We start from the raw sequence: 19,419 nt of genomic DNA, 5'->3' as shown, positions 1-19,419 counted from the left end.
TGCGGAATTTAATTCGGCCATTATGATGATATGTCGAACAGTGATCAATCAGCAATTCTGACCGCGGCGCCCCGTGCGCCGATCCCGGCCGCCGCCTATCTGCTGACGGGCTGCATCGCCGTCATCGGCTCCAACTCGCTGGTTCTGGGACCGATCGCGCCGGCCGTCGCCGCATCGTTCGGCGCCAGCGTGCCGGCGGTGATGACGGCCGCCGCAGCCTTCGGCCTCGGCACCTCCGCCAGCGCGCTCTTCCTTGCCCGCTACATCGACCGGATCGGCGCGCGCCGCATGCTGCAGGGCGCCTTGCTGCTGCTGGCGCTGGCCCTTGTCGCCAGCGCCCTGGCGCCGACGGTTGCGTTGCTCGTGACGGCCCAGCTGGTAGCCGGCATTGCCGCCGGCATCGCGATGCCGGCGATCTACGCCAGCTCGGCCGCGATCGCGCCGCCCGGCCGCGAGAGCGGCACCATCGGCGTCGTGCTGACCGGCTGGACGCTTTCCATGGTCGCCGGCGTCTCGCTATCGGCGGTGCTTGCCGACCTCATCCACTGGCGCGCCGTCTTCGCCGCCGTGGCGTTGCTGGCGGGAACGGCCGTCGCCGGCCTGGCGATGAGCTCGCTGCATGACACCAGGAAAAGCGGTCCCGCGCCGTCGCCGCTCGGCGCGCTCGCCGTTCCCGGCATCCTGCCGCTGCTCATTGCCTGCGGCGCCTTCATGACCGCCTTCTATGGCGTCTACGGTTATCTCGGCGATCATCTGCATGAAGCTCTCGGCGAGCCGGTCAGCGCCAACGGCCTGGCGGCTGTCGCCTACGGTCTCGGTTTCGGCGCAGCGGCCTTGCTGGACGGCGTCATCGATCGTCTTGGTGCCCGCCGCGTCATGCCCTTCGCCTATCTGCTGGTCGCCGCCGTCTATGTCGCGATCGCGCTCGCGAGCGGCAGCTTCGGCCTGCTGCTGGGATCGATTGCCGTCTGGGGCCTCGCCAATCATTTCGGCCTGAATGTGCTGGTCATGCGCCTCACCGCGCTCGACCCGGCGCGGCGCGGCACCATCATGGGCCTGAACAGCGCGGTCACCTATCTCGCCGTCACCGTCGGCACGGCAGGCTTCGGCCCGCTCTACACGAGCCTTGGCTTTGCCAACTGCGCCCTGATAGCTGCCGGATTGATGCTGGTAGCGGCGAGCGCCGCGGCGTGGCGGTCCGCGAGCTGACTGGTCCGCGCGATCAATTCGGGCTGGCCACCACAACCGTGCGCGCCGCCTTCAGCAGCCATGGGCATGCATAATAGTCGCTGATCCGATCGATGGTGCCGCCGGTCGCTTCGATCCGGACCGGATAGGCCGGGCTCCAGCCGGCTTCGCCGCGGTGGAGCACGAGCAGCATGGTGTCGCCATCGACCGCGCCGATCGCCATCTTCCAGCTTGCCTTGCCCTTTTCATATTCGACGAAATAGATCGATTCCGACAAAAGCCCCTTGAAGCAGTCCGACACCCGCAATTGCGCGTCGGCGCTGGTCAATGCCCGCACGCCGTCCCAGTCACGGCGATTGAAGAGTTCGACATAGCGGTTGAGCAGTCTTGAAAGCTCGGGATCCGGCGAAGGTTCCAGGCGCACGACCGGCTGGCACGGCAACGCGGCGAGCTTGGCGCGGCCACGGCTCAATGCGGCCTTGACGCCACCGACCGTCGATCCGACGAGATCGCCGATTTCTTCCAGCGAATGGTCGAAGACGTCTTTCAACAGGACGCAGGCTCGCTCCTTGGGCGGCAGGTTGATCACCAGCCGTTCGATGGCGCGGTCGGCGCCCTGGCCCGCCGGCTCGACCGGCAGAACGATCTCGTCGACCGCAAAACTGGCTTCGGCGCGCCGCCGCGTCTGCCGGTTGCGCAGGAAATCGATGCAGCGGTTATGCGCGGTGCGAAACAGCCATGAACGAAGCGCGCCCGGATCGTCGATCATTTCGATCTTGCGATAGATCTCGAACAGCGTTTCCTGCATGACATCCTCGCCGTCGAGCGCCGAACCCGTCATGCGCGTGCAATAGCGGTGCAGCCGCTCCCGCAAATGCGCGACCGTTTCCAGGAACGCGGCATAGCGAAGGTCGAAGAGCCCGCTGGGCTCGAGTCTTGGCTGCATCGTCATGGCAACACGAACACCGTTACGCATCTCTTACCCGACCCGCCCATGTTACATCGTCCTGATGTCGTCGGGAGTCCGATCGAAGCGATCGTGCCTGCCGTCGAGATACATCACCGGCGCCGCCGCCAGTTCATCCGGATCGACGCCGTCGAGCGCCGCAATCGGAATGGCGAAGACGATGCCGCCAAGTACCGGGATGTCGCCGCGCGCGGGCATGCGCACGCCGCACGTCGAGCAGAAATGATACTGGATGCTGGGCGCCTCCCTGCCGGGCGGGATCCACTGATATTCGGTCTGCGCTTCGGCCCCGGACGTGAGGCGAAAGTGCTGCGGACCGACGAACCCCACCCAGGAGCGGGTCTTGGTGCATGTCGAGCAATTGCATTTGACGGTTCCCCGGCTGAGGTCGATATCGGCCTCGAATCGAACTTTGCCGCAATGGCAGGTTCCTGCGTAGGTCTTCAGCATATCCCGATAATCTCCGCGCTAGCGAACCGGCACGCGCCGGCCTGCTTCCTAGACGTATGCCGGCGACAAAAGGATACGTGGCGTGAGGCGGATTCTCGCGGCAGGCATCTGGCATGATCAACTTCATTGCGCGCCAGGGTCATTTCAGCACGCGATAGGTGAGCGTCACGATGCCGCTCTCGAACCGGCGCGTGTTCGTGAGCTCCAACCGGATCAGCGACGGATCGACGTCCTGGAACGCGCGTTTTCCATAGCCGACCCGTGTCGGCAGGATCGACAGCTGATATTCGTCGACGAGCCCGCCGGCGAGCAGGGTCTGGTCGAGCTGGCTGATGCCGTATTTCAATATGTCGCCGCCGCCTTGCGCCTTGATCGCGGCGAGCCCTGCCGCGACGTCGCCTTCGATCAGGGAAGCGTTCCAGCCGACCTCCGTCAGGGTCCGCGACGCGACCAGCTTCTTCATCCCGTTCATGCGATCCATATACTTGCCCTGGATCTGCGGCCATCGGCTGGAAAACAGCTCGTATGTCACGCGCCCGAGCAGGAAGTACTCCGCCTCGCCGGCCTTCTCATACGAATGTTCCAGCGCATCTCCGACAAAGAAGGGCGGCGCCCAGTTCATGGGCGCTTCGATGACGCCGTCGAGCGAAACGAAGCTGCCGACGATCAATTTCCTCATCAAAATTTCTCCTGCTGCGTGGACGACCTTCGTAGGACGTACGAGGCGCGCTTCAGGATACGTGGCGGGGAAATTATTTTGCGGACCGTGGCTGGCTTGCCGACACCTTGGCTCCTTCGGTATGGCTTGGCGCAGTATCGGCCGGAGCGAAAAGCGCGATGAAGACGAGCCTTGAAGTTACCGCCGAGCCCACGCCGCAGGACCTCGCTTTCCTGAGCGGCAGCCTAAGCGCCTTCAACGATGCCGATGTCGGCGCCTCGGGCCGAAAGCCGGTGGCGGTTTTCGCGCGCGACGAGCATGGCGCCGTCGTCGCCGGAATTTCCGGCTACACCGCCTGGGGCTGGCTCTACGTGCAGTGGCTGTGGGTCGACGAAAAGCTGCGCGGCCGCCGCATAGCCGCCGGCATGCTCGACGCCGCCGAACAGGAGGCTGTCGCGCGCGGCTGCCACGGCGCCTGGATCGACACTTTCAGTCCAACCGCTGAGAAGGTCTACGAGCGCCAAGGCTATAAGCCGTTCGGCGAATTGCCGGATTTCCCGATCGGCCGCCGCCGCGTCTTCCTGCAGAAGAAGCTGCCTTAGAGCAATTCCAGGAAAAGTGTGGAGCGGTTTTCCGTCCGGAATTGCGTCAAAACAAACTACCCCGCGAGTCTTCCGCCGCGCAGCGGCTCGGGCGCGCCGGTGGTGCTCGGGAAGCTGATCGGCAGGTCGCGCAGCACGCGCACGGCGAGGAAGGCAAAACACTCCGCTTCCACCGCGTCGCCCTTCCATCCAAGCGTCTCGGCTTGCACCACTTTGACACCGGCGCGGCTTTCGAGCATCGCCATCATCGTCGGATTGTGGCGCCCGCCGCCGCTCACCGCCAGGCGCTTCGGCCGGCGGGGCAACAGGTCGAGCGCTTTGCCGACGGCCGACACGGTGAAGGCCGTCAGCGTCGCCGCGCCGTCCTCCGTGCCGAGCCCTTCGGCCATCGCCGCGGTGAAGTCGAAACGGTCGAGCGATTTCGGATAGGGTTTCGTCAGATACGGATGCTTGAGCAGCCTGGCGAGCCTCTCTTCATCGACCTTGCCGGCGGCAGCCAGTCTGCCGTCGCGGTCCATCTCGCCGAGGCCTTTGGCCTTGATGAAATCATTGACCGGCGCATTGGCCGGCCCGGTGTCGAAGGCGACGATATTGTCCTTGCCGTCCCACCAGGTGATGTTGCCGACGCCGCCCAGATTGAGCACCGCGGTGTCGCCGCTGGCGTCGGCTTGCCTGAGCAGCGCCGCATGATAAACGGCGGCCAAAGGCGCGCCTTGCCCGCCGGCCGCGACATCGGCCGAGCGGAAATCATAGGCGACCTTGGTGCCGAGCAGCGAGGCCATCAGCTCGCCGTCGCCGAGCTGGCGCGTGCGGCCGATCCGTCCCGGCTGCGGCGCGCGATGCAGCACGGTCTGGCCGTGGAAGCCGACCACGCCGATATCGGCCATGCTCATCCCCTGGCTCTCGACCAACTCCTTCACCGCGGCCGACTGCGCCCGCGTCAGCGCCTCCTCGGCTTCGCGAAAAATCGCCGGTTCCGGCCCCTCGAAATTCCAGGCGCGCGCCTGGCGCAGCGTCTCTTCAAGCAGCGTGCGGATCGATTGCGGGTAGGGGGCCAGCGTGTATGTGCCGGTATCGGCGACGCGCTCGCCGTCCGTCTTGATCAGCGCCACGTCGATGTTGCCGTCGAGCACCGTGCCGGTCATCAGGCCGACGGCCCAGATTGGTTCCATGGTCGTCCCTCGAATCGTCGTTCAACCACGTGTCGGACGGATCGGTTCTGCAGGCAAGTCTTTCGCCACGCCCGGCCAGACTGACTTTTGCGCCAAATGGCGAAAATCGAGCATCCACGTTCTTGCCTCTTGTCGCGGAAGGCGCGAGCCTGCGCGACCGACATCGAACTATCGCAAGGAGGAACTCATGGCAGCCAATGTTGCAGTGATCGCGGGCGCCGGCTCCGGGCTGAGTGCCTCGCTGGCGCGGCTTCTCGCCAAGCAAGGCTTGCGCGTCGTCCTCGCCGCCCGCAACGTCGACAAACTGGCCGCGCTGGTCAAGGAAACCGGCGCGCATGCGGTCGAAACCGACGTCTCGGACGCCGCTTCCGTCGAGCGGCTGTTCGAGGCGGCGGACAACGCCGGCCCGCTCGAAATTGCCGTCTTCAACGCCAGCGGCCGCACGCGCGGTCCTATCGCCGAGCTCGATCCCGAAGCTGTCAAGCAGGCCCTGCTTGTCGGCGCCTATGGCGGCTTCCTGGTCGGCCAGCAGGCGGCACGCCGGCTTCTTTCGCGTGGCTCCGGCTCGATCCTGTTCACCGGCGCCAGCGCAAGCCTCAAGGGCTTTTCCGGCTCTGCCGGTTTCGCCATGCCGAAATTCGGCCTGCGCGGGCTGGCGCAGTCGATGGCGCGCGAGCTCGGCCCGAAGAACATCCATGTCGCGCATTTCATCATCGACGGCCAGATCGAGCCGTCCGGACAGGCGCCTGAGCCCGACCGGCCGGACCGCCGCCTGTCGCCCGACGCGATCGCCGAGACCTATCTGTCCATCCATCGCCAGCACCGCAGTGCCTGGAGCTTCGAGGTCGATCTCAGGCCCTGGGTCGAGACGTTCTGACGATCAAGTGTCCGACGCGGACAGTAACGCGCCTCTTCGAGGACCTCTGTTATTTTAGAGGCCCTGCATATTCCTGATGCCATTTTAGTGATCTACTATATAAAAAAACACAGCATCAAAGACACCTTTGCTTAACTTCCGCGTGCATACTGCGCACTGATCAGATTTGTTGTCCGGCTCTCCTGCGCGAATTGAGAATGGGCATGCCGCTTACACGTCGTACGCTGTTTGCAGCCGGGGGCGGCGGGCTGCTGTTCGCGCAGGCGCAGGCGACCACGCCAGCTCAGGCGCAAGACGTTCCAAAACCCATCGTCAGCGATAACAGGCTGCGCATCGCCATGCCGGCCTTCGCTTCCGATCCGTTCTTTCCGGCCGACGGCTCGGGGGACAGCGGCATCGACATGGAGCTGGCGCGCGGCATAGCAGCCGAGCTCGGCGTCGAACCGGTGTTCGACCGGTCCGCCGTGACCTTCGACGCCATGGTGCAACAGCTGACATCCGGCCAGGCTGACCTTGCGATCGGCAAGCTCAGCCGCACCCTTCAGCGCGGCCGCTCGATCCTCTATTCGCGGCCCTACGCCATGCTGCACCAGGGCCTGCTTGCCAACCGCCTCAACCTGGCGCGCATCACGCAGGGCAAGCCGCCAGAGCAGATCATCCGCGATTTCTCCGGCGATCTCGGCGTGATCGAAGGCTCGTCCTTCGCCACCTATGCGGCCGCCACCTTCCCGCATGCCACGATCCAGCGCTTCGCGGGCTGGAACACCGTCATCGATGCGATCCGCAACGGCACGATCGACCTGGCCTATCGCGATGATTTCGAGATCAAGAAGCTGATGGTCGACGATCCGTCGATGACGGTCGTCGCGCGCTCGATCACGCTGACCGACAAGGTCGACACGATTGCGGTCGGCGTGCGTCCCGACAATCCGCATCTGGCAGCCTTCGTCGATCTCTATCTCGATCTGGCAAGGGGCCAGAAGGTCCTCAGCACCGACGAGATCATCGCCCGCTATCGCCAGGGGAGCAAAGCCTGACAATGGCTGTCTCGGACGTAGCCGCACCCATGCCTTTCGACTGGCGCCTGGCGGCAAAGCGCATCTTGCGCTCGCCGGCGACGACGATGATCATGATCCTGGCTGGCATCCTGTGCGGTCTCTACTACCCGGCCTTCGCCCATGCGATCAGCCCTGTCGCGCAGGTCTACCTGAATTTCCTCAAGATGGTCGTCCTGCCCTATCTCGTCTCATCCGTCATCTTCTCCATCACCGCGATGGTCCAGGACCCGAAATCGGTCCGCTATTTGGGAAAGGTCGGCATAGCCGTGCTGGTCGTGTCGTTCCTCGCCGTGCTTGTGAGCGGCACCTATTCGCTGATCCTCAAGCCCGGCCAGATCGAGAACCCGCAATCGCGCATCGAGCTCGGCGAGTTCATCAACTCCCAGGGCAGCGTCTCCACCGATCTTGCTTTCCCGTTCCAGCCGCCGCCATCCACCGGAGACGCCAACGCCGGACATTCGATCTTCATGGATCTGGTGCCGAACAACGTCTTCAACGCGCTGGCCTCGGGCCAGACCATCCAGGTGCTGTTGTTCTGCCTGCTGTTCGGGCTGGCGATGGGCAAGATTCCGCAACCCTCGTCGCTCAGCCTGTCGCAGGCGCTCAACGCGGTCTACCGGGCCTGCACGGTGTTGACCAACTGGTTCGTCTGGGGATTGCCCTTCGCAACCTTCATCCTGATCGCGGACCAGACCGCGTCGACCGGCACCAAGCCGCTGATGCTGATGGGCGGCTACCTCTTGGTGATGGGGCTGTCGTGCCTGACCTTCCTCGCCGGCGCGTTCGCCATTATAGCCATGCGCTCGCGGCGGAGTTACTGGGCCACGATCAAGACCTGCCAGCCGCTGCTGATGGTGGCCATCACCACGCGCTCCTCGGTCGCCTCGCTGCCTTGGGTCATCAACCTGTTGAGCGAGCGCCTGCGCTTCAACCTGGTCGTCGTCGAGCTGCTCGTGCCGCTGCAGGCGGCCTTGCTGCGCACGGGCCCGGCGTTGGTCTACACCTCCGGCGCCCTGTTCATCGCCCAGCTCTACGGCCACCAACTGGCGATCCCCGACCTGCTGCTCGTCGGCATCGTCTCGGCGCTTCTGGCGCTCACGACCGGCGGCATGGGCAGCCTGCTCATCCTGTCGCAGATGTCCATCGTCTGCGGTTACCTGAAACTTCCCTTCGAGGCGGCGTTCGCCCTGTTCGTCGCCGTCGATGCGGCCGTCGATACGTTCATGACGCTGTCCAGCGTCTGCACCGTGGCGGCGAGCACGGCAGTGATCGCGCCCAGCCACAGGGAGATGGTGCAGTCCGATGAAACCGTTGCGGACGAGCTCGAAGCCGAGCCCGTCCGATGATCGACGATAGCATCCGCCCTCAGCTTGGCATCATCGGTGGTCTCGGCCCGCTGGCATCGGCGGACTTCTACTTCAAGCTGACCCGGATGACCGAAGCGCTTCGCGACAACGAGCATGTGCCTTCCGTCATCCTCAGCGTGCCGCAACTGCCCGACAGGACCGAGGCGATCCTGGCCGGTCATGACGGGCCGCTGGCACCGCTGCAAGCGGCCGTGGCAACGCTCAATGCGCTCGGTGTCGCCTGTATCGCCATGCCCTGCAACACCGCCCATCATTGGTACGAAAAGCTGGCCGCCAGCTCGCGGGCCGAGATCATCCATATAGGCGACGCGGTGGTGGCGGAAATCCGCCGCAGCCTGGACCGCGGTAGGGTCGCGAACCTCGCAACACGGGGCACGCTGGTCTCCGGCTTCTACCAGGACAGGATTTTGGCGGCAGGGTTCGAGCCCTGCGTACCGGCGGACGCGGAATTCCAGGAACGCGTCGACAGCGCGATCATGCTCGTCAAGGCGGGCTCGATCGCGGAAGCCGCGGCCGAGACCGAGCGTGCGCTTCATCTCGCGCAGATGGCCGGTGCCAACGCTGCCTTGCTCGGCTGCACCGAACTCTCCGTCGTGGCCGCCAGCCTCGGCGATACGAATGGCCTGGTCGTCATCGACAGCAACGCGGCGCTGGCGCGGGCCAGTCTGCAGCGGTTGGGCTATTCTGTGCAGGAAGCGCGAGGCCTGCCGACCGTCTCGTCGCTGCCGGGAGACGGCCGGCCATCCTTGCGCGTCGCCCGGCGGGCTTCATAGCCGCAAGCTCCATCGCCTCGCCGTCGATATCCGCTCGCGGGCGGCCGATGTGCTCCAAGTCATAAAATCTTTGAGAGAATATTTTCCGCGTTCCGTCTCAGAGGAAATGCGCTTCTTTGCCCGAGCGGGCAGCATTGATGATGATCGATATCAAGGCTTCGCATTCCGCCAGGCCGAAATGATTTCAAGATTGCAAGGAACGCATCATGTCAAAACGCGGCAACGCCTCAAATTCTCTCGTTACGTCAATCACCAGGCGCGCCGGACTTGCCGCGCTTTTGGCCACGACATTTGCCGTTGTCGGCCTTACCGCGCCGTCGCCGTCCTTCGCCGAAGACAAGAAGGCGATCAAGGTCGGCATCATCAGCGGCGAGGATGAGGACGTCTGGCGCGTCGTCACCGCCGAGGCGGCCAAGCAGGGGCTGACGATCGAGACCGTCGTCTTCAACGACTATACCCAGCCCAACGAGGCGCTGGAGCGCGGCGAGATCGACGCCAACGCCTTCCAGCACAAGCCCTATCTCGACAACCAGATCAAGACGCAAGGCTACCACATCGTGCCGGTCGGCTATACCGGCGTCTGGCCGATCGGGCTCTATTCGAAGAAGCATGCCAAGGTCGCCGAGCTGCCCGAGGGCGCCGTCATCGGCCTGCCCAACGATCCGTCCAACGAAGGCCGCGCGCTGCATGTGCTGGAGCATGAGGGTCTGATCAAGCTCAAGGACGGCACCGGCATCCTGGCGACGACCGCCGACATTGCCGACAATCCGAAGAAGCTCGAGATCAAGGAACTCGACGCCGGCATCGTCGGCCGCTCGGTCGATGATCTCGATGCCGCCGTGGTCAACACCGACTGGGCGCTGAAGAGCGGCCTCGGCCCTGAAAACCGCATCGCGCAGGAGCCGGTGGCGGATAATCCCTATCGCAACTTCATCGCGGTAAAGGCCGGAAGCCAGAACGAGCCCTGGGTGAAGACGCTGGTCGCGTCCTACCAGAACGAGACGGTCAAGGCCGAGTTCGACAAGGTCTACAAGGGCACCGGGATCAGCGCCTATTGATTGACACCTGGCTGTCGGAAGTTGGCGGTCCGCTGTTGAGCGGGCCGCCGTCGCATTTGAGCGGTACGGAAACAGAGATGAACCAGCATGTCACGGCCGAAACAGGCGATCCGATCACTGCCGAGCCAACGGGGTCGCAAGACGTCGTCCGCCTCGTCGACCTGAAGCGCCGCTTCGGCGCGACCGCGGCGCTCGACGGCGTCTCGCTTACCGTGAAGAAGGGCGAGATCCTTGGCATCATCGGCCGCAGCGGCGCCGGCAAGTCGACGCTGATCCGCTGTCTGAACGGCCTGGAGCGGCCCGATTCCGGCGAGGTCTTCATCGAGGGTCGCGAGATCAGCCGTCTCGGCGAGCGCGAGCTGCAGCCGCTGCGCCGCCGCATCGGCATGGTGTTCCAGCACTTCAACCTTCTGTCGGCCAAGACCGTCGAGGAGAACGTCGCGCTGCCACTCAAGATCGAGGGCCGGCCGCGCGGCGAGCGTATGGCGCGCGCGGCCGAGTTGCTGCAGCTCGTGGGCCTGTCGGAAAAGGCCAGGGCCTATCCAGCCTCGCTGTCGGGCGGGCAGAAACAGCGCGTCGGCATCGCCAGGGCGCTTGCCGCGCGGCCGGCGCTGCTCTTGTCCGACGAAGCGACCTCGGCGCTCGATCCGGAGACGACGCGCTCGATCCTGGCGCTGCTCAAGGACATCAATTCAAGGCTCGGCCTGACCATCCTGCTGATCACGCACGAGATGGAAGTGATCCGTTCCATCGCCGACCGCGTGGCGGTGATCGATGCCGGCCGGATCGTCGAGGAGGGCGCCGTCTGGCAGGTCTTCGCCAATCCGGAATCGGAGATCACCCGCAGCCTGCTCGGCGGCATCCGGCCGCAATTGCCGCCCGAGATCGCCAGCCGATTGGCCGAAGGCGAGGGCGCGGAAACGATCCTTCGGATCGATGTCGCCGGCGAGGCGGCACGTCGCCCGCTGCTCTCCGAGCTGAGCGCCGGCGTGCCCGGCCCGTTCCGGCTTGTGCATGGCGGTATCGACCATGTGCAGCAGCAACCGGTCGGCACGCTGTTCGTGGCGATCCCCGGAGCGGACGCCGGGCATCTGGCGAAAGTAACGACATTCCTGAAAAACCGCGAGGCGCGGGTGGAGGTGCTTGGTCATGTCGCCAGTCCTGTTTGAACTCCTGCTCCGCTCGATCTGGGAGACGGTGCTGATGACCGGAGCGTCCGGCATCATTTCGCTGGTCTTCGGCCTGCCGCTCGGCCTCGCCTTGGTCGCCACCGATCGTGGCGGCATCGCCGAGAGCCTTTGGCTCAATCGCATCCTCGGCGCCATCGTCAACGGCTTCCGTTCAGTGCCCTTCATCATCCTGCTGGTAGCGCTGATCCCGGTGACGCGGCTGATCGTCGGCACCTCGATCGGCACTTGGGCGGCGATCGTGCCGCTGTCGATCGCGGCGACGCCCTACTACGCCCGCATCGCCGAGGTCTCGTTGCGCGAGGTCGATCATGGGCTGATCGAGGCGGCGCGCGCCATGGGCGGCAACCGCTGGACCATCATCCGCGAGGTGCTGGTGCCGGAGGCGCTGCCCGGCATCGTCGCCGGCTTCACCGTGACGCTGGTGACGCTTGTCGGCGCCTCGGCCATGGCCGGCGCCATCGGCGCCGGCGGCCTCGGCGACCTCGCCATCCGCTATGGCTATCAGCGCTTCGAAACCAGCGTCATGGTCGCCGTGGTCATTGTGCTCATCGTGCTGGTCTGCGGCATCCAGTGGATCGGCGACCGGCTGGTCGCGCGGCTGGACCATCGCACATGAGGACTGTTGCAAGCCGGGCGCGCGCGAACGCAATTTGCCGCAAAAGCCGGGAATTGAGCGCCGGCTTGCGCCGTTTGCAATGAGATTGGTCGGTGCGTTTCTTCACCCGCAATGACACGCATGTCATCGTGCGGCGAGGTTACTCGAGCAATTTCCGGAAAGTGCGCAGCGGTTTTCCGTCCGGAATTGCGAAAAACAAAGAGTTGCCGCAAGAGGAGCCCGTCCATGCCCAGAATAATTCCAGTGCTCGATCTCGACCGCCTTGAGCAGGGCGCGTCGGAACTGCGGACTTTCTTGTTTGACCTGCGCACCGCCGCCCGCGACGTCGGCTTCTTCTACCTCTCGGGACACGGCATAACGCAATCGGAGATCGACGCGGTGCTGGGCGCCGCGCGTGGCTTCTTCGCCTTGCCGGAAGCCGACAAGCTCGCCATCGAAATGGTGAAGTCGCCGCAGTTCCGCGGCTATACGCGCGCCGGTGGGGAATTGACCAGAGGCAAGGCCGATTGGCGCGAGCAGCTCGACATCGGCGTCGAGCGCACGACGATTTCGCAAGGGCCGGGCGTGCCGGCCTGGACGCGGCTGCAGGGCCCGAACCAGTGGCCGGCCGCACTTCCCGATCTCAAGCCCGCGCTGCTTGCCTGGCAGGCCAAGGCGACCGACGTGGCGATCCGGCTGCTCAAGGCTTTCGCGCTGTCGCTGGATCAGCCGGAGGACGCTTTCGATCCGATCTATCGCGGTGAGCCGAACCACCGCATGAAGATCGTGCGCTATCCCGGCCGCGACGCCACCGGCGACGACCAGGGCGTCGGCGCGCACAAGGATGGCGGCTTCCTCACGCTTCTGCTGCAGGACGAGAACAAGGGCCTGCAGGTCGAGTACGACGGCAGCTGGGTCGATGTCGACCCGATCCCGCAAACGCTCGTCGTCAACATTGGCGAGCTGCTGGAGCTCGCCTCGAACGGTTATCTCAGGGCAACCGTGCACCGCGTGGTGACGCCGCCGGCCGGTGTCGAACGGATTTCCGTGCCGTTCTTCTTCAGCGCCCGCCTCGACGCCACGATCCCGCTGCTCGACCTGCCGGAGGAATTGGCGGCCGAGGCGCGCGGACCGGCCAGCGATCCCGACAATCCGCTGTTCCGCAATGTCGGAGCCAATGTGCTGAAGAGCCGGCTGAGGTCGCATCCCGACGTGGCGCGGCGGCACTATGCCGATCTTCTGGAAAAGGCATCCGCCGCCGGCTGATGCTTTCGCTTGGCTTAAGCGAGATTTTTTCGCGATTTCGCTCTTTTTTGGAATTCCGTTCGTGGAAAATACGCCGCTCAGGCCCCACATAGGAGCCATCGCTCGGTGTTTTCCTCCCATTGCGCCGGGCGATGTTCCCCTCTGAAGGTTATGACCTTCATTCTTGGCCGGGCCGCTTTCGCGCCCGGCCTTTTTCTTTTCCGCGCTGGAAATGCTGCCGATCAGGCGAAGGTTATGCGGATGGTTCCGTATGGCCCGAAATCCGAAACGATCTCGTCACCGTGCCGGCATTCGACCGGCCGGATGAAGGAGCCCGACAGCACCACCTGGCCGGCCTCGATTTGCATGCCGTATTGGTGGAGCCGGTTGGCGAGCCAGACGATGCCTTTGGCCGGATGATCGAGCACGCCGGCGCCGAGCCCGGTTTCCTCGACCTCGCCGTTGCGCGACACGATGGCGCCCATCCAGCGCAGGTCCGCCTCGCGCGGTCCGGCCGCGCGGCCGCCGACGACGATGCCGGCATTGGCCGCATTGTCGGAGATCGTGTCGAAGAAGGTCCTGATCCTGCCGGTCTCCTTGTTCATCCGTTCGATGCGGGTGTCGAGGATTTCAAGCGCAGGCGTGATGTGATCGGTGGCGTTGAGTACGTCGTCGATCGAGACGTCCGGGCCGGCAAGCGGGGCCTTCATGACGAAGGCGATCTCGGCCTCGATGCGCGGCTGGATGAAGCGATCGGCCGGCACCGTGCCGCCATCCTCGAAGAACATGTCGTCGAACAGGATCCCGGAGTCCGGGATATCGATGCTGAGCGCCGACTGCATCGCCTTGGAGGTCAGACCGATCTTCCAGCCTTTTATCACGAGTCCGGACGCGACCTTCCGCTTCACAAGTGCGGCCTGCACGCGGTAGGCGTCGTCCATCGTCGCTTCAGGAAAATCGAGGCTGAGCAGGCTGATCTGGCGGCGCTCGCGTTCGGCGTCGAACAGCCGGCGTGCGGCGTCCTCGACTTGGTTTTCCGTCATCATCGGCGAGTTCCTTCGTCGACGACACCGTTGCGCAGAAGCCCGATGCCGTCGGCCTCGACCTCGATCACATCGCCCGGCTTCAGCCAGATCGGCGGGTCGAAGCGGGCGCCGGCGCCGGTCGGCGTGCCGGTGACGATGACGTCGCCAGGCACCAGCGTGGTGAAGGTCGAGACGTAGTTGATGATCTTGCGGAAGGAAAAGATCATGCGGCTGGTGCGATCCTGCTGGCGCACCTCGCCATTGACGCGCGTGACCAGCGAAATGTCTGCGATCTGCGCCTCGCCGGTGAACGGCACCAGCCACGGTCCGATGGAACCGGTGCGGTCGAAATTCTTGCCTTGCGTGACGTTGAACTTGGCGTGGCGCACCCAGTCCCGGATGGTGCCTTCGTTGCACAGCGAAAGTGCTGCGATGTGGTCGAGCGCGTCGGCGTCGGCGATGCGGCGGCCGCCCTTGCCGATGACGATGACGATCTCGCCCTCATAGTCGAGCTGCGGCGATTCCGGCGGCCGCACCAGCGGCGCGCCGTGGCCGACGAAGGAGCGCGGAAAGCGGATGAACAGCGACGGGTTGGAAGGCGCTGCCTGCCCGTCCTTGTACTCCTCGTTGCGATCCGGATAGTTGACGCCGACGCAGATGATCTTTTCCGGGGCGGGGACCGGGATTTCGTAGGCGATGTCGTCGACGCTGAAATCGGCTGCCAATCCTTCAGCTTCCTCGGCGAGTCTCGCCAGCGCGCCGGCCTCGATCACCTCGCGCAACGTCGGCCATTCGGGATGGCGCGTTGAAAGGTCGACGACGCTCTTGTCGGTGATCGCGCCGTAGCGCGTCTTGCCGCCGACGGTGAAGGTGGCGAGGCGCGCTGCGCTCATATTGAAACTCCGGTTCTATTGGCCAGCCGGAAGCGTCGAGTTCTACGGCGCCCCCCTCTGTCCTGCCGGACATCTCCCCCACGAGGGGGGAGATTAGCCGGCCGCGCCGTCGGCGCCTTTCTTGCAACGTTGAAAATTGGCGAAGGCGAAGATGACATCCAATCTCCCCCCTTGTGGGGGAGATGTCCGGCAGGACAGAGGGGGGCGCGAAGGAACGCTGTCATCGCAAGTATGAACTCAAGGCGCCACGATCGGCGAGGCCGCCAGATCGGACTTGCGCGGCTCGACACCGGCAAACACGCTGCCTTCCTCGAACCAGCTCCTCGGTGCCGGCGCGCCCCACAGCGTCTGGCGCTGCGGGTCCTTCAGATCCCATTTGATCGGCTCGAGATCCGGATCGACCGTCTGGTAGTCCGAGCAATAGATCTCGATGCGATGGTTGTCGGGGTCGCGGATGTAGAGGAAGAAAGCGTTGGAGATGCCGTGCCGGCCGGGGCCGCGCTCGATGTTGGAGACGTAGCCGGTGGTCGCCATCAGGTCGAGCAGGTCGATGATGTTGAGCGGCGTCGGCACCCAGAAGGCGACGTGGTGCAGGCGCGGGCCGAAGCCGTTGGTGAAGGCGATGTCGTGCACGCCGCCCTTGCGGTGCGTCCAGGCGGCCCACAGCTTCCCGGTCTCGGCGTCCTCGGTGTATTCGGTCACGCGGAAGCCGAGCTCGTTGTAGAAGGCCACCGATTCGTCGACATTCGGCGAGAAGCAGTTGAAGTGGTCGATGCGCAGCGGCTTCACGCCCTTGTAAAGAGCGTATTTCTGGTGGATCGGCGGCAGCCGCTCCATCCTGGAATAGAATTCGAGCGGGATGCCGTGCGGGTCGCGGGTACGGAAGGTGCGCGACTGGTAGGGCCGCTCGACCCCTTCCACCGGCAGGCCCTTGGCCCTGAAGAAATGTTCGGCCTTGTCGAGGTCCTCGTCCGAGAAAACCTTGAAGCCGAGCTCGCGCGCTTCCGGCGTCGCCGCCTTGCGCAGCACGATGCAGTGGTGGCCGCGTTCCTCCATGGCGCGCAGATAGATCGCGCCGCTGGTCTCGTCGGTCACTTGCAGGCCGAGCGTATCGACATAGAAGGCGCGGGATTTTGTAAGGTCGGTGACGGCGAGCTCGACATGGCTGAGCCGCACGATGTTGAAGGCGGGGTAGAGGTTGGGTTGGGGCAGGGCCATTGGGTTGTCTCCGGTCAGCCGCCGAGCTTCTGGATCGAATGCGGCGCCGTGGCGAACGCGATGTTCTTGGTTTCCATGTAGAAGTCGAACGACCAGTCGCCACCGTCGCGGCCGATGCCCGAGCTCTTGACGCCGCCGAATGGCGTCGGCAGGTGCCGGACATTTTCCGAATTCACCCAGATCATGCCGGCGTCGAGCGCGTCGGTGAAGCGCAGCGCGCGGGTGACGTCGGAGGTCCACAGATAGCCGGTGAGCCCGTATTGCGTGTCGTTGGCCAAAGCCAGCGCCTCGGCCTCGTCCTTGAACGGAATGGCGGTCAGCACCGGCCCGAAGATTTCCTCCTGGGCGATGCGCATCTTGTTGGTGGCGCCGACGAACAGCGTCGGGCTGACATAGCAGCCGCCGCCCGGACCGGCGAACTTGCCGCCGCCGGCGGCAACCACCGCGCCTTCCGATTTGCCGATCTCGATATAGGAGAGAACTTTTTCTTCGTGCACCGGATGGATCAGCGGCCCGACCACGGTCTCCGGATCGAGCGGGTGACCGATCTTGATGCGCCTGGCCTTCTCGGCCACCAGGTCGGTGAACTTGTCGTGCACGGAAGCCTCGACCAACAGGCGCGATGACGAGGTGCAGCGTTCGCCGTTCAGCGAATAGATCATGAAGACGGCGGCGTCCGCGGCGCGCTCCAGGTCGGCGTCGGCGAAGACGATCACCGGGTTCTTGCCGCCGAGCTCGAAATGCACACGCTTCAGCGTCTCGGCGCCCTGTTTCATAATCATCGATCCGGTACGGCTTTCACCGACAAAGCCGATCGCCTTGATGTCGGGGTGCTCGGTCAGCGCCCGGCCGGCATCCTCGCCAAAACCATTGACGAGGTTCCACACGCCCTTGGGCAGGCCGGCTTCCTCGGCGATCTCGACCAGCAGCCGGGCGGTGAGCGGCGACAGCTCTGCCGGCTTGTGCACCACCGTGCAGCCCGCGGCCAGAGCCGGCGCGATCTTCCACGTCGACAGCATGAAGGGCGTGTTCCACGGCGTGATCACGCCGACCGGGCCGATCGGCACCCGCGTCGTCATGTTGAGCTGGCCAGGCGCCCTGAGCGAGCGGCCGTCACGCGCTTCCGGCGCGCGGTCGCCATAGAAGCGGAAATTCTCGGCGCCGCGCAGTGCCGCTTTGGCCATGAATTTCAGCGACTGGCCGGTGTCCATGCATTCGACGAAGGCGATCTCCTCGGCGCGCGCGACGATGGCGTCGGCGATTTTGTGCATGAGCTTCTTGCGCGCATCGCCGGAGATCGCCGCCCAGTCCTTGAAAGCGGCCTTGGCTGCCTTGGCCGCACGGTCGATGTCGACGGCCTTGCCGCGCGCCACCGTGGCGAGCGGCTTCAGGTCGATCGGCGAGAGCGTCTCATAGGTCGAACCGTCGGCCGAGTGTACCGCCTCGCCGGCGATCTGGTTGAGCACGCCGCCTTTGCGGAAGCGTTCGAGATAGGCTTCGGCTTTCCTCAGATTGTCGTCCAGTGCCGCCATGATTTCTTTCCCGTTCTAGATCACTTGCCGCGCAGGCGCGGGTGGATGGCGTTCTTTTTCCAGCTGAGCTCGGCGTCGATTTCGCGGATCTCCAGCGACAGCGCGAAGTGCGGCGTGGCGAACAGCGATGAAAGATGATCGGTGACCGCGGCGAAGATCGCCTCGCCGGCGCTTTTCTTCTCTTCGGCGCTGCGGCCCCTGCCGATGCGGAAATTCATGTCGATGAAGCCGTTCTCCGGCAGAAGGTCGGCGATCGCGTAGGCCTCGGCGCGGAAGGCGCGCACCCTGACCGCGCCTTGCTCGAACAGGCCGGTTTCGAGGATGGTGCGCGAGACCAGCGCGCAGAGTTCGCCCATATCGACCTTGGGGTCGAGATTCGCCGAATATTCGATCGACATATGGGGCAAGGGTTCCTCCGCCTTGTAGTTAACATGTGAATTACATCTTGACGTCCGAATGTCAAGCGTCGTTGTCTATGTCGACGCGGCTTCTCGCGGTGGGATTGCCGGTCCAGGCAAAATCGCGGATATAGCTGCGATCCCGCTGTTAATATTTACCGCGAGTCGTACTGGATTGGATTTTTCGGAGACCTGATTTGCTACCACCGAGCACTCGTCGCTCCCTGCCGATGGCTTTGCTTCGCGCCCGCGAAGTGATCATGGCGCATTTCCGGCCGATGCTTGCCCGCCACGACATCACCGAGCAGCAATGGCGCGTGCTGCGCGTGCTTGCCGAAACCGGGCCGCTGGAGGCGACTGAGCTTGCCAACCGCGCTTCGATCCTGCCGCCGAGTCTCACCCGCATCATCAAGGCGCTGGAGGAGAGGGAGTTCATATCCCGCAACAAGGTCAAGGATGACGGTCGCCGCGCGCTGCTCGCCATCAGCCCTACCGGCGTGGCGTTGATCGAGGAACTGGCGCCCGAGCGCACCGCCATCTACGAGGCGATCGAGAAGCGCTACGGCGCCGCGGAGCACGAGCGCCTGCTGGACATGCTGGACAGCCTGATCCAGTCGGAGTCGACGGAGGGCTGAGCGCTCACCCCCCAAAACTGCCCAGCGCGCTCGGCTGCATGTAATTTCGTCCGACATAGAGCAGCGCCGCCTCGTCGCTGCCGTGGCGGATGTCGACGACACGGCCGAACATCACATTGTGCGTGCCGACCTTGTTCACCGCCCCGATCTCGCAATCGAAGCTGACGATGGCATCGAGCAGCGCCGGCATGCCGGACGGCATCGTCTGCCAGCGCGCGGCTTGATAGCGCTCGGCCATGTCGCGGATCGCGCCGGCGAATTTGGCCGCCAGGTGCATGTGCGACTGGGTGAGCACGTTGACGCAGAAACGCTGATTGGCCAGGAACATGCCGGTCTGCGCCGAGCGCTCGTTCATGCAGACCAGCAGCGTCGGCGGGTCGTCGGAAACGCTGCACATGGCGGTCGCGGTGAAACCGCCGCGTCCCGCCGGACCATCGGTGGTGACGATGTTGACCGGCGCGCAGACCCGCGCCATCGCCTCGCGGAATTCCAGCCTCGCGACTTGCGTTTCCATGGCC

General features: G+C 64.7%; 21 protein-coding genes. 11 read left to right on the top strand and 10 right to left on the bottom strand.

All coding sequences use genetic code 11. The features are described 5' to 3' along the window. Nucleotides 1–30 precede the first annotated feature (30 nt). Entirely contained in the window at nucleotides 31–1,209 is a 1,179-nt protein-coding gene (locus KVT37_RS25350) for an MFS transporter (protein ID WP_217577748.1), read from the top strand. A 13-nt stretch (nucleotides 1,210–1,222) separates the two neighbouring features. Here KVT37_RS25350 and KVT37_RS25345 read toward each other — a convergent pair whose 3' ends face one another. From KVT37_RS25345 to KVT37_RS25335, 3 genes are all read right to left on the bottom strand, one after another. After that, nucleotides 1,223–2,164, bottom strand: a complete 942-nt coding sequence (locus KVT37_RS25345; protein WP_254634244.1) for an RNA polymerase sigma factor — start codon at nucleotides 2,162–2,164, stop codon at nucleotides 1,223–1,225. A 21-nt stretch (nucleotides 2,165–2,185) separates the two neighbouring features. Beyond that, on the bottom strand, nucleotides 2,186–2,605 hold the full coding sequence (locus KVT37_RS25340; protein ID WP_217577747.1) for a GFA family protein: 420 nt from the start codon (nucleotides 2,603–2,605) through the stop codon (nucleotides 2,186–2,188). Nucleotides 2,606–2,744: 139 nt separating this feature from the next. After that, nucleotides 2,745–3,284, bottom strand: coding sequence for a dihydrofolate reductase family protein (locus KVT37_RS25335; protein WP_217577746.1), 540 nt, complete (start codon nucleotides 3,282–3,284; stop codon nucleotides 2,745–2,747). A 158-nt stretch (nucleotides 3,285–3,442) separates the two neighbouring features. Between KVT37_RS25335 and KVT37_RS25330 the strand changes: the two genes are divergently transcribed. After that, a complete protein-coding gene (locus KVT37_RS25330) occupies nucleotides 3,443–3,865 on the top strand; it encodes an N-acetyltransferase (RefSeq protein ID WP_217577745.1) in 423 nt (140 codons plus the stop codon). 56 nt (nucleotides 3,866–3,921) lie between these two features. Here the strand turns inward: KVT37_RS25330 and KVT37_RS25325 are convergent, their stop codons facing one another. Continuing rightward, complete coding sequence (locus KVT37_RS25325; protein WP_217577744.1) at nucleotides 3,922–5,037, bottom strand: anhydro-N-acetylmuramic acid kinase; 1,116 nt, start codon at nucleotides 5,035–5,037, stop codon at nucleotides 3,922–3,924. Between the two features lie 187 nt (nucleotides 5,038–5,224). On the opposite strand from KVT37_RS25325, the gene KVT37_RS25320 reads away from it, so the two are divergent. The 8 genes from KVT37_RS25320 to KVT37_RS25285 all read left to right on the top strand — a co-directional run bounded on the left by KVT37_RS25320 (nucleotide 5,225) and on the right by KVT37_RS25285 (nucleotide 13,221). Then, nucleotides 5,225–5,914: an SDR family NAD(P)-dependent oxidoreductase gene (locus tag KVT37_RS25320; RefSeq protein WP_217577743.1), complete on the top strand. Its 690-nt coding sequence runs from the start codon at nucleotides 5,225–5,227 to the stop codon at nucleotides 5,912–5,914. A gap of 203 nt (nucleotides 5,915–6,117) precedes the next feature. Next, nucleotides 6,118–6,951: an ABC transporter substrate-binding protein gene (locus KVT37_RS25315; protein WP_217577742.1), complete on the top strand. Its 834-nt coding sequence runs from the start codon at nucleotides 6,118–6,120 to the stop codon at nucleotides 6,949–6,951. 2 nt (nucleotides 6,952–6,953) lie between these two features. Continuing rightward, the gene (locus tag KVT37_RS25310; protein WP_217577741.1) at nucleotides 6,954–8,318 is read left to right on the top strand and encodes a dicarboxylate/amino acid:cation symporter; all 1,365 of its coding nucleotides are present in this window, start codon (nucleotides 6,954–6,956) and stop codon (nucleotides 8,316–8,318) included. Beyond that, the gene (locus KVT37_RS25305; protein WP_217577740.1) at nucleotides 8,315–9,112 is read left to right on the top strand and encodes an aspartate/glutamate racemase family protein; all 798 of its coding nucleotides are present in this window, start codon (nucleotides 8,315–8,317) and stop codon (nucleotides 9,110–9,112) included. Before KVT37_RS25310 ends, KVT37_RS25305 begins: the two co-directional genes overlap by 4 nt. 206 nt (nucleotides 9,113–9,318) lie before the next feature. Beyond that, nucleotides 9,319–10,170, top strand: coding sequence for a MetQ/NlpA family ABC transporter substrate-binding protein (locus tag KVT37_RS25300; RefSeq protein ID WP_217577739.1), 852 nt, complete (start codon nucleotides 9,319–9,321; stop codon nucleotides 10,168–10,170). A 77-nt stretch (nucleotides 10,171–10,247) separates the two neighbouring features. Beyond that, nucleotides 10,248–11,339 carry a methionine ABC transporter ATP-binding protein gene (locus KVT37_RS25295; RefSeq protein ID WP_217577738.1) on the top strand — a complete coding sequence of 364 codons (1,092 nt, stop codon included), beginning with the start codon at nucleotides 10,248–10,250 and terminating at the stop codon, nucleotides 11,337–11,339. Then, the gene (locus KVT37_RS25290) at nucleotides 11,320–11,976 is read left to right on the top strand and encodes a methionine ABC transporter permease (protein ID WP_217577737.1); all 657 of its coding nucleotides are present in this window, start codon (nucleotides 11,320–11,322) and stop codon (nucleotides 11,974–11,976) included. The genes KVT37_RS25295 and KVT37_RS25290 overlap by 20 nt, the downstream gene beginning before the upstream one ends. Nucleotides 11,977–12,201: 225 nt before the next feature. Continuing rightward, a complete protein-coding gene (locus KVT37_RS25285) occupies nucleotides 12,202–13,221 on the top strand; it encodes an isopenicillin N synthase family oxygenase (RefSeq protein ID WP_217577736.1) in 1,020 nt (339 codons plus the stop codon). Between the two features lie 221 nt (nucleotides 13,222–13,442). On the opposite strand, the gene hpaH is transcribed toward KVT37_RS25285, so the two are convergent. The 5 genes from hpaH to KVT37_RS25260 all read right to left on the bottom strand — a co-directional run bounded on the left by hpaH (nucleotide 13,443) and on the right by KVT37_RS25260 (nucleotide 18,275). Next, nucleotides 13,443–14,246, bottom strand: coding sequence for a 2-oxo-hept-4-ene-1,7-dioate hydratase (hpaH, locus tag KVT37_RS25280; RefSeq protein WP_217577735.1), 804 nt, complete (start codon nucleotides 14,244–14,246; stop codon nucleotides 13,443–13,445). After that, nucleotides 14,243–15,118 (bottom strand): fumarylacetoacetate hydrolase family protein, encoded by an 876-nt coding sequence (locus KVT37_RS25275; RefSeq protein ID WP_217577734.1) that lies wholly within the window; start codon nucleotides 15,116–15,118, stop codon nucleotides 14,243–14,245. Before KVT37_RS25275 ends, hpaH begins: the two co-directional genes overlap by 4 nt. A 237-nt stretch (nucleotides 15,119–15,355) precedes the next feature. After that, nucleotides 15,356–16,336 (bottom strand): 3,4-dihydroxyphenylacetate 2,3-dioxygenase, encoded by a 981-nt coding sequence (hpaD, locus tag KVT37_RS25270; RefSeq protein ID WP_217577733.1) that lies wholly within the window; start codon nucleotides 16,334–16,336, stop codon nucleotides 15,356–15,358. Between the two features lie 14 nt (nucleotides 16,337–16,350). Continuing rightward, nucleotides 16,351–17,868 carry a 5-carboxymethyl-2-hydroxymuconate semialdehyde dehydrogenase gene (hpaE, locus tag KVT37_RS25265; RefSeq protein WP_217577732.1) on the bottom strand — a complete coding sequence of 506 codons (1,518 nt, stop codon included), beginning with the start codon at nucleotides 17,866–17,868 and terminating at the stop codon, nucleotides 16,351–16,353. Between the two features lie 20 nt (nucleotides 17,869–17,888). Continuing rightward, a complete protein-coding gene (locus tag KVT37_RS25260) occupies nucleotides 17,889–18,275 on the bottom strand; it encodes a 5-carboxymethyl-2-hydroxymuconate Delta-isomerase (protein ID WP_217577731.1) in 387 nt (128 codons plus the stop codon). 221 nt (nucleotides 18,276–18,496) lie between these two features. On the opposite strand from KVT37_RS25260, the gene hpaR reads away from it, so the two are divergent. After that, nucleotides 18,497–18,901, top strand: a complete 405-nt coding sequence (gene hpaR, locus KVT37_RS25255) for a homoprotocatechuate degradation operon regulator HpaR (protein ID WP_217577730.1) — start codon at nucleotides 18,497–18,499, stop codon at nucleotides 18,899–18,901. Between the two features lie 4 nt (nucleotides 18,902–18,905). Here the strand turns inward: hpaR and KVT37_RS25250 are convergent, their stop codons facing one another. Beyond that, a complete protein-coding gene (locus KVT37_RS25250; RefSeq protein ID WP_217577729.1) occupies nucleotides 18,906–19,415 on the bottom strand; it encodes a flavin reductase in 510 nt (169 codons plus the stop codon). Nucleotides 19,416–19,419 lie beyond the last annotated feature (4 nt).

This window comes from Mesorhizobium sp. GbtcB19 (assembly GCF_019091085.1).
Lineage (GTDB): Bacteria > Pseudomonadota > Alphaproteobacteria > Rhizobiales > Rhizobiaceae > Mesorhizobium.
This window is presented reverse-complemented; position numbering and strand designations above follow the sequence as displayed.

Excerpts from the sequence above, each read along its gene's own strand:
- KVT37_RS25350 (WP_217577748.1), top strand. The coding sequence starts at position 31 with ATGTCGAACAGTGATCAATCAGCAATTCTGACCGCGGCGCCCCGTGCG.
- KVT37_RS25345 (WP_254634244.1), bottom strand. The coding sequence starts at position 2,164 with ATGCGTAACGGTGTTCGTGTTGCCATGACGATGCAGCCAAGACTCGAG.
- KVT37_RS25340 (WP_217577747.1), bottom strand. The coding sequence starts at position 2,605 with ATGCTGAAGACCTACGCAGGAACCTGCCATTGCGGCAAAGTTCGATTC.
- KVT37_RS25335 (WP_217577746.1), bottom strand. The coding sequence starts at position 3,284 with ATGAGGAAATTGATCGTCGGCAGCTTCGTTTCGCTCGACGGCGTCATC.
- KVT37_RS25330 (WP_217577745.1), top strand. The coding sequence starts at position 3,443 with ATGAAGACGAGCCTTGAAGTTACCGCCGAGCCCACGCCGCAGGACCTC.
- KVT37_RS25325 (WP_217577744.1), bottom strand. The coding sequence starts at position 5,037 with ATGGAACCAATCTGGGCCGTCGGCCTGATGACCGGCACGGTGCTCGAC.
- KVT37_RS25320 (WP_217577743.1), top strand. The coding sequence starts at position 5,225 with ATGGCAGCCAATGTTGCAGTGATCGCGGGCGCCGGCTCCGGGCTGAGT.
- KVT37_RS25315 (WP_217577742.1), top strand. The coding sequence starts at position 6,118 with ATGCCGCTTACACGTCGTACGCTGTTTGCAGCCGGGGGCGGCGGGCTG.
- KVT37_RS25310 (WP_217577741.1), top strand. The coding sequence starts at position 6,954 with ATGGCTGTCTCGGACGTAGCCGCACCCATGCCTTTCGACTGGCGCCTG.
- KVT37_RS25305 (WP_217577740.1), top strand. The coding sequence starts at position 8,315 with ATGATCGACGATAGCATCCGCCCTCAGCTTGGCATCATCGGTGGTCTC.
- KVT37_RS25300 (WP_217577739.1), top strand. The coding sequence starts at position 9,319 with ATGTCAAAACGCGGCAACGCCTCAAATTCTCTCGTTACGTCAATCACC.
- KVT37_RS25295 (WP_217577738.1), top strand. The coding sequence starts at position 10,248 with ATGAACCAGCATGTCACGGCCGAAACAGGCGATCCGATCACTGCCGAG.
- KVT37_RS25290 (WP_217577737.1), top strand. The coding sequence starts at position 11,320 with ATGTCGCCAGTCCTGTTTGAACTCCTGCTCCGCTCGATCTGGGAGACG.
- KVT37_RS25285 (WP_217577736.1), top strand. The coding sequence starts at position 12,202 with ATGCCCAGAATAATTCCAGTGCTCGATCTCGACCGCCTTGAGCAGGGC.
- hpaH (WP_217577735.1), bottom strand. The coding sequence starts at position 14,246 with ATGATGACGGAAAACCAAGTCGAGGACGCCGCACGCCGGCTGTTCGAC.
- KVT37_RS25275 (WP_217577734.1), bottom strand. The coding sequence starts at position 15,118 with ATGAGCGCAGCGCGCCTCGCCACCTTCACCGTCGGCGGCAAGACGCGC.
- hpaD (WP_217577733.1), bottom strand. The coding sequence starts at position 16,336 with ATGGCCCTGCCCCAACCCAACCTCTACCCCGCCTTCAACATCGTGCGG.
- hpaE (WP_217577732.1), bottom strand. The coding sequence starts at position 17,868 with ATGGCGGCACTGGACGACAATCTGAGGAAAGCCGAAGCCTATCTCGAA.
- hpaR (WP_217577730.1), top strand. The coding sequence starts at position 18,497 with ATGGCTTTGCTTCGCGCCCGCGAAGTGATCATGGCGCATTTCCGGCCG.
- KVT37_RS25250 (WP_217577729.1), bottom strand. The coding sequence starts at position 19,415 with ATGGAAACGCAAGTCGCGAGGCTGGAATTCCGCGAGGCGATGGCGCGG.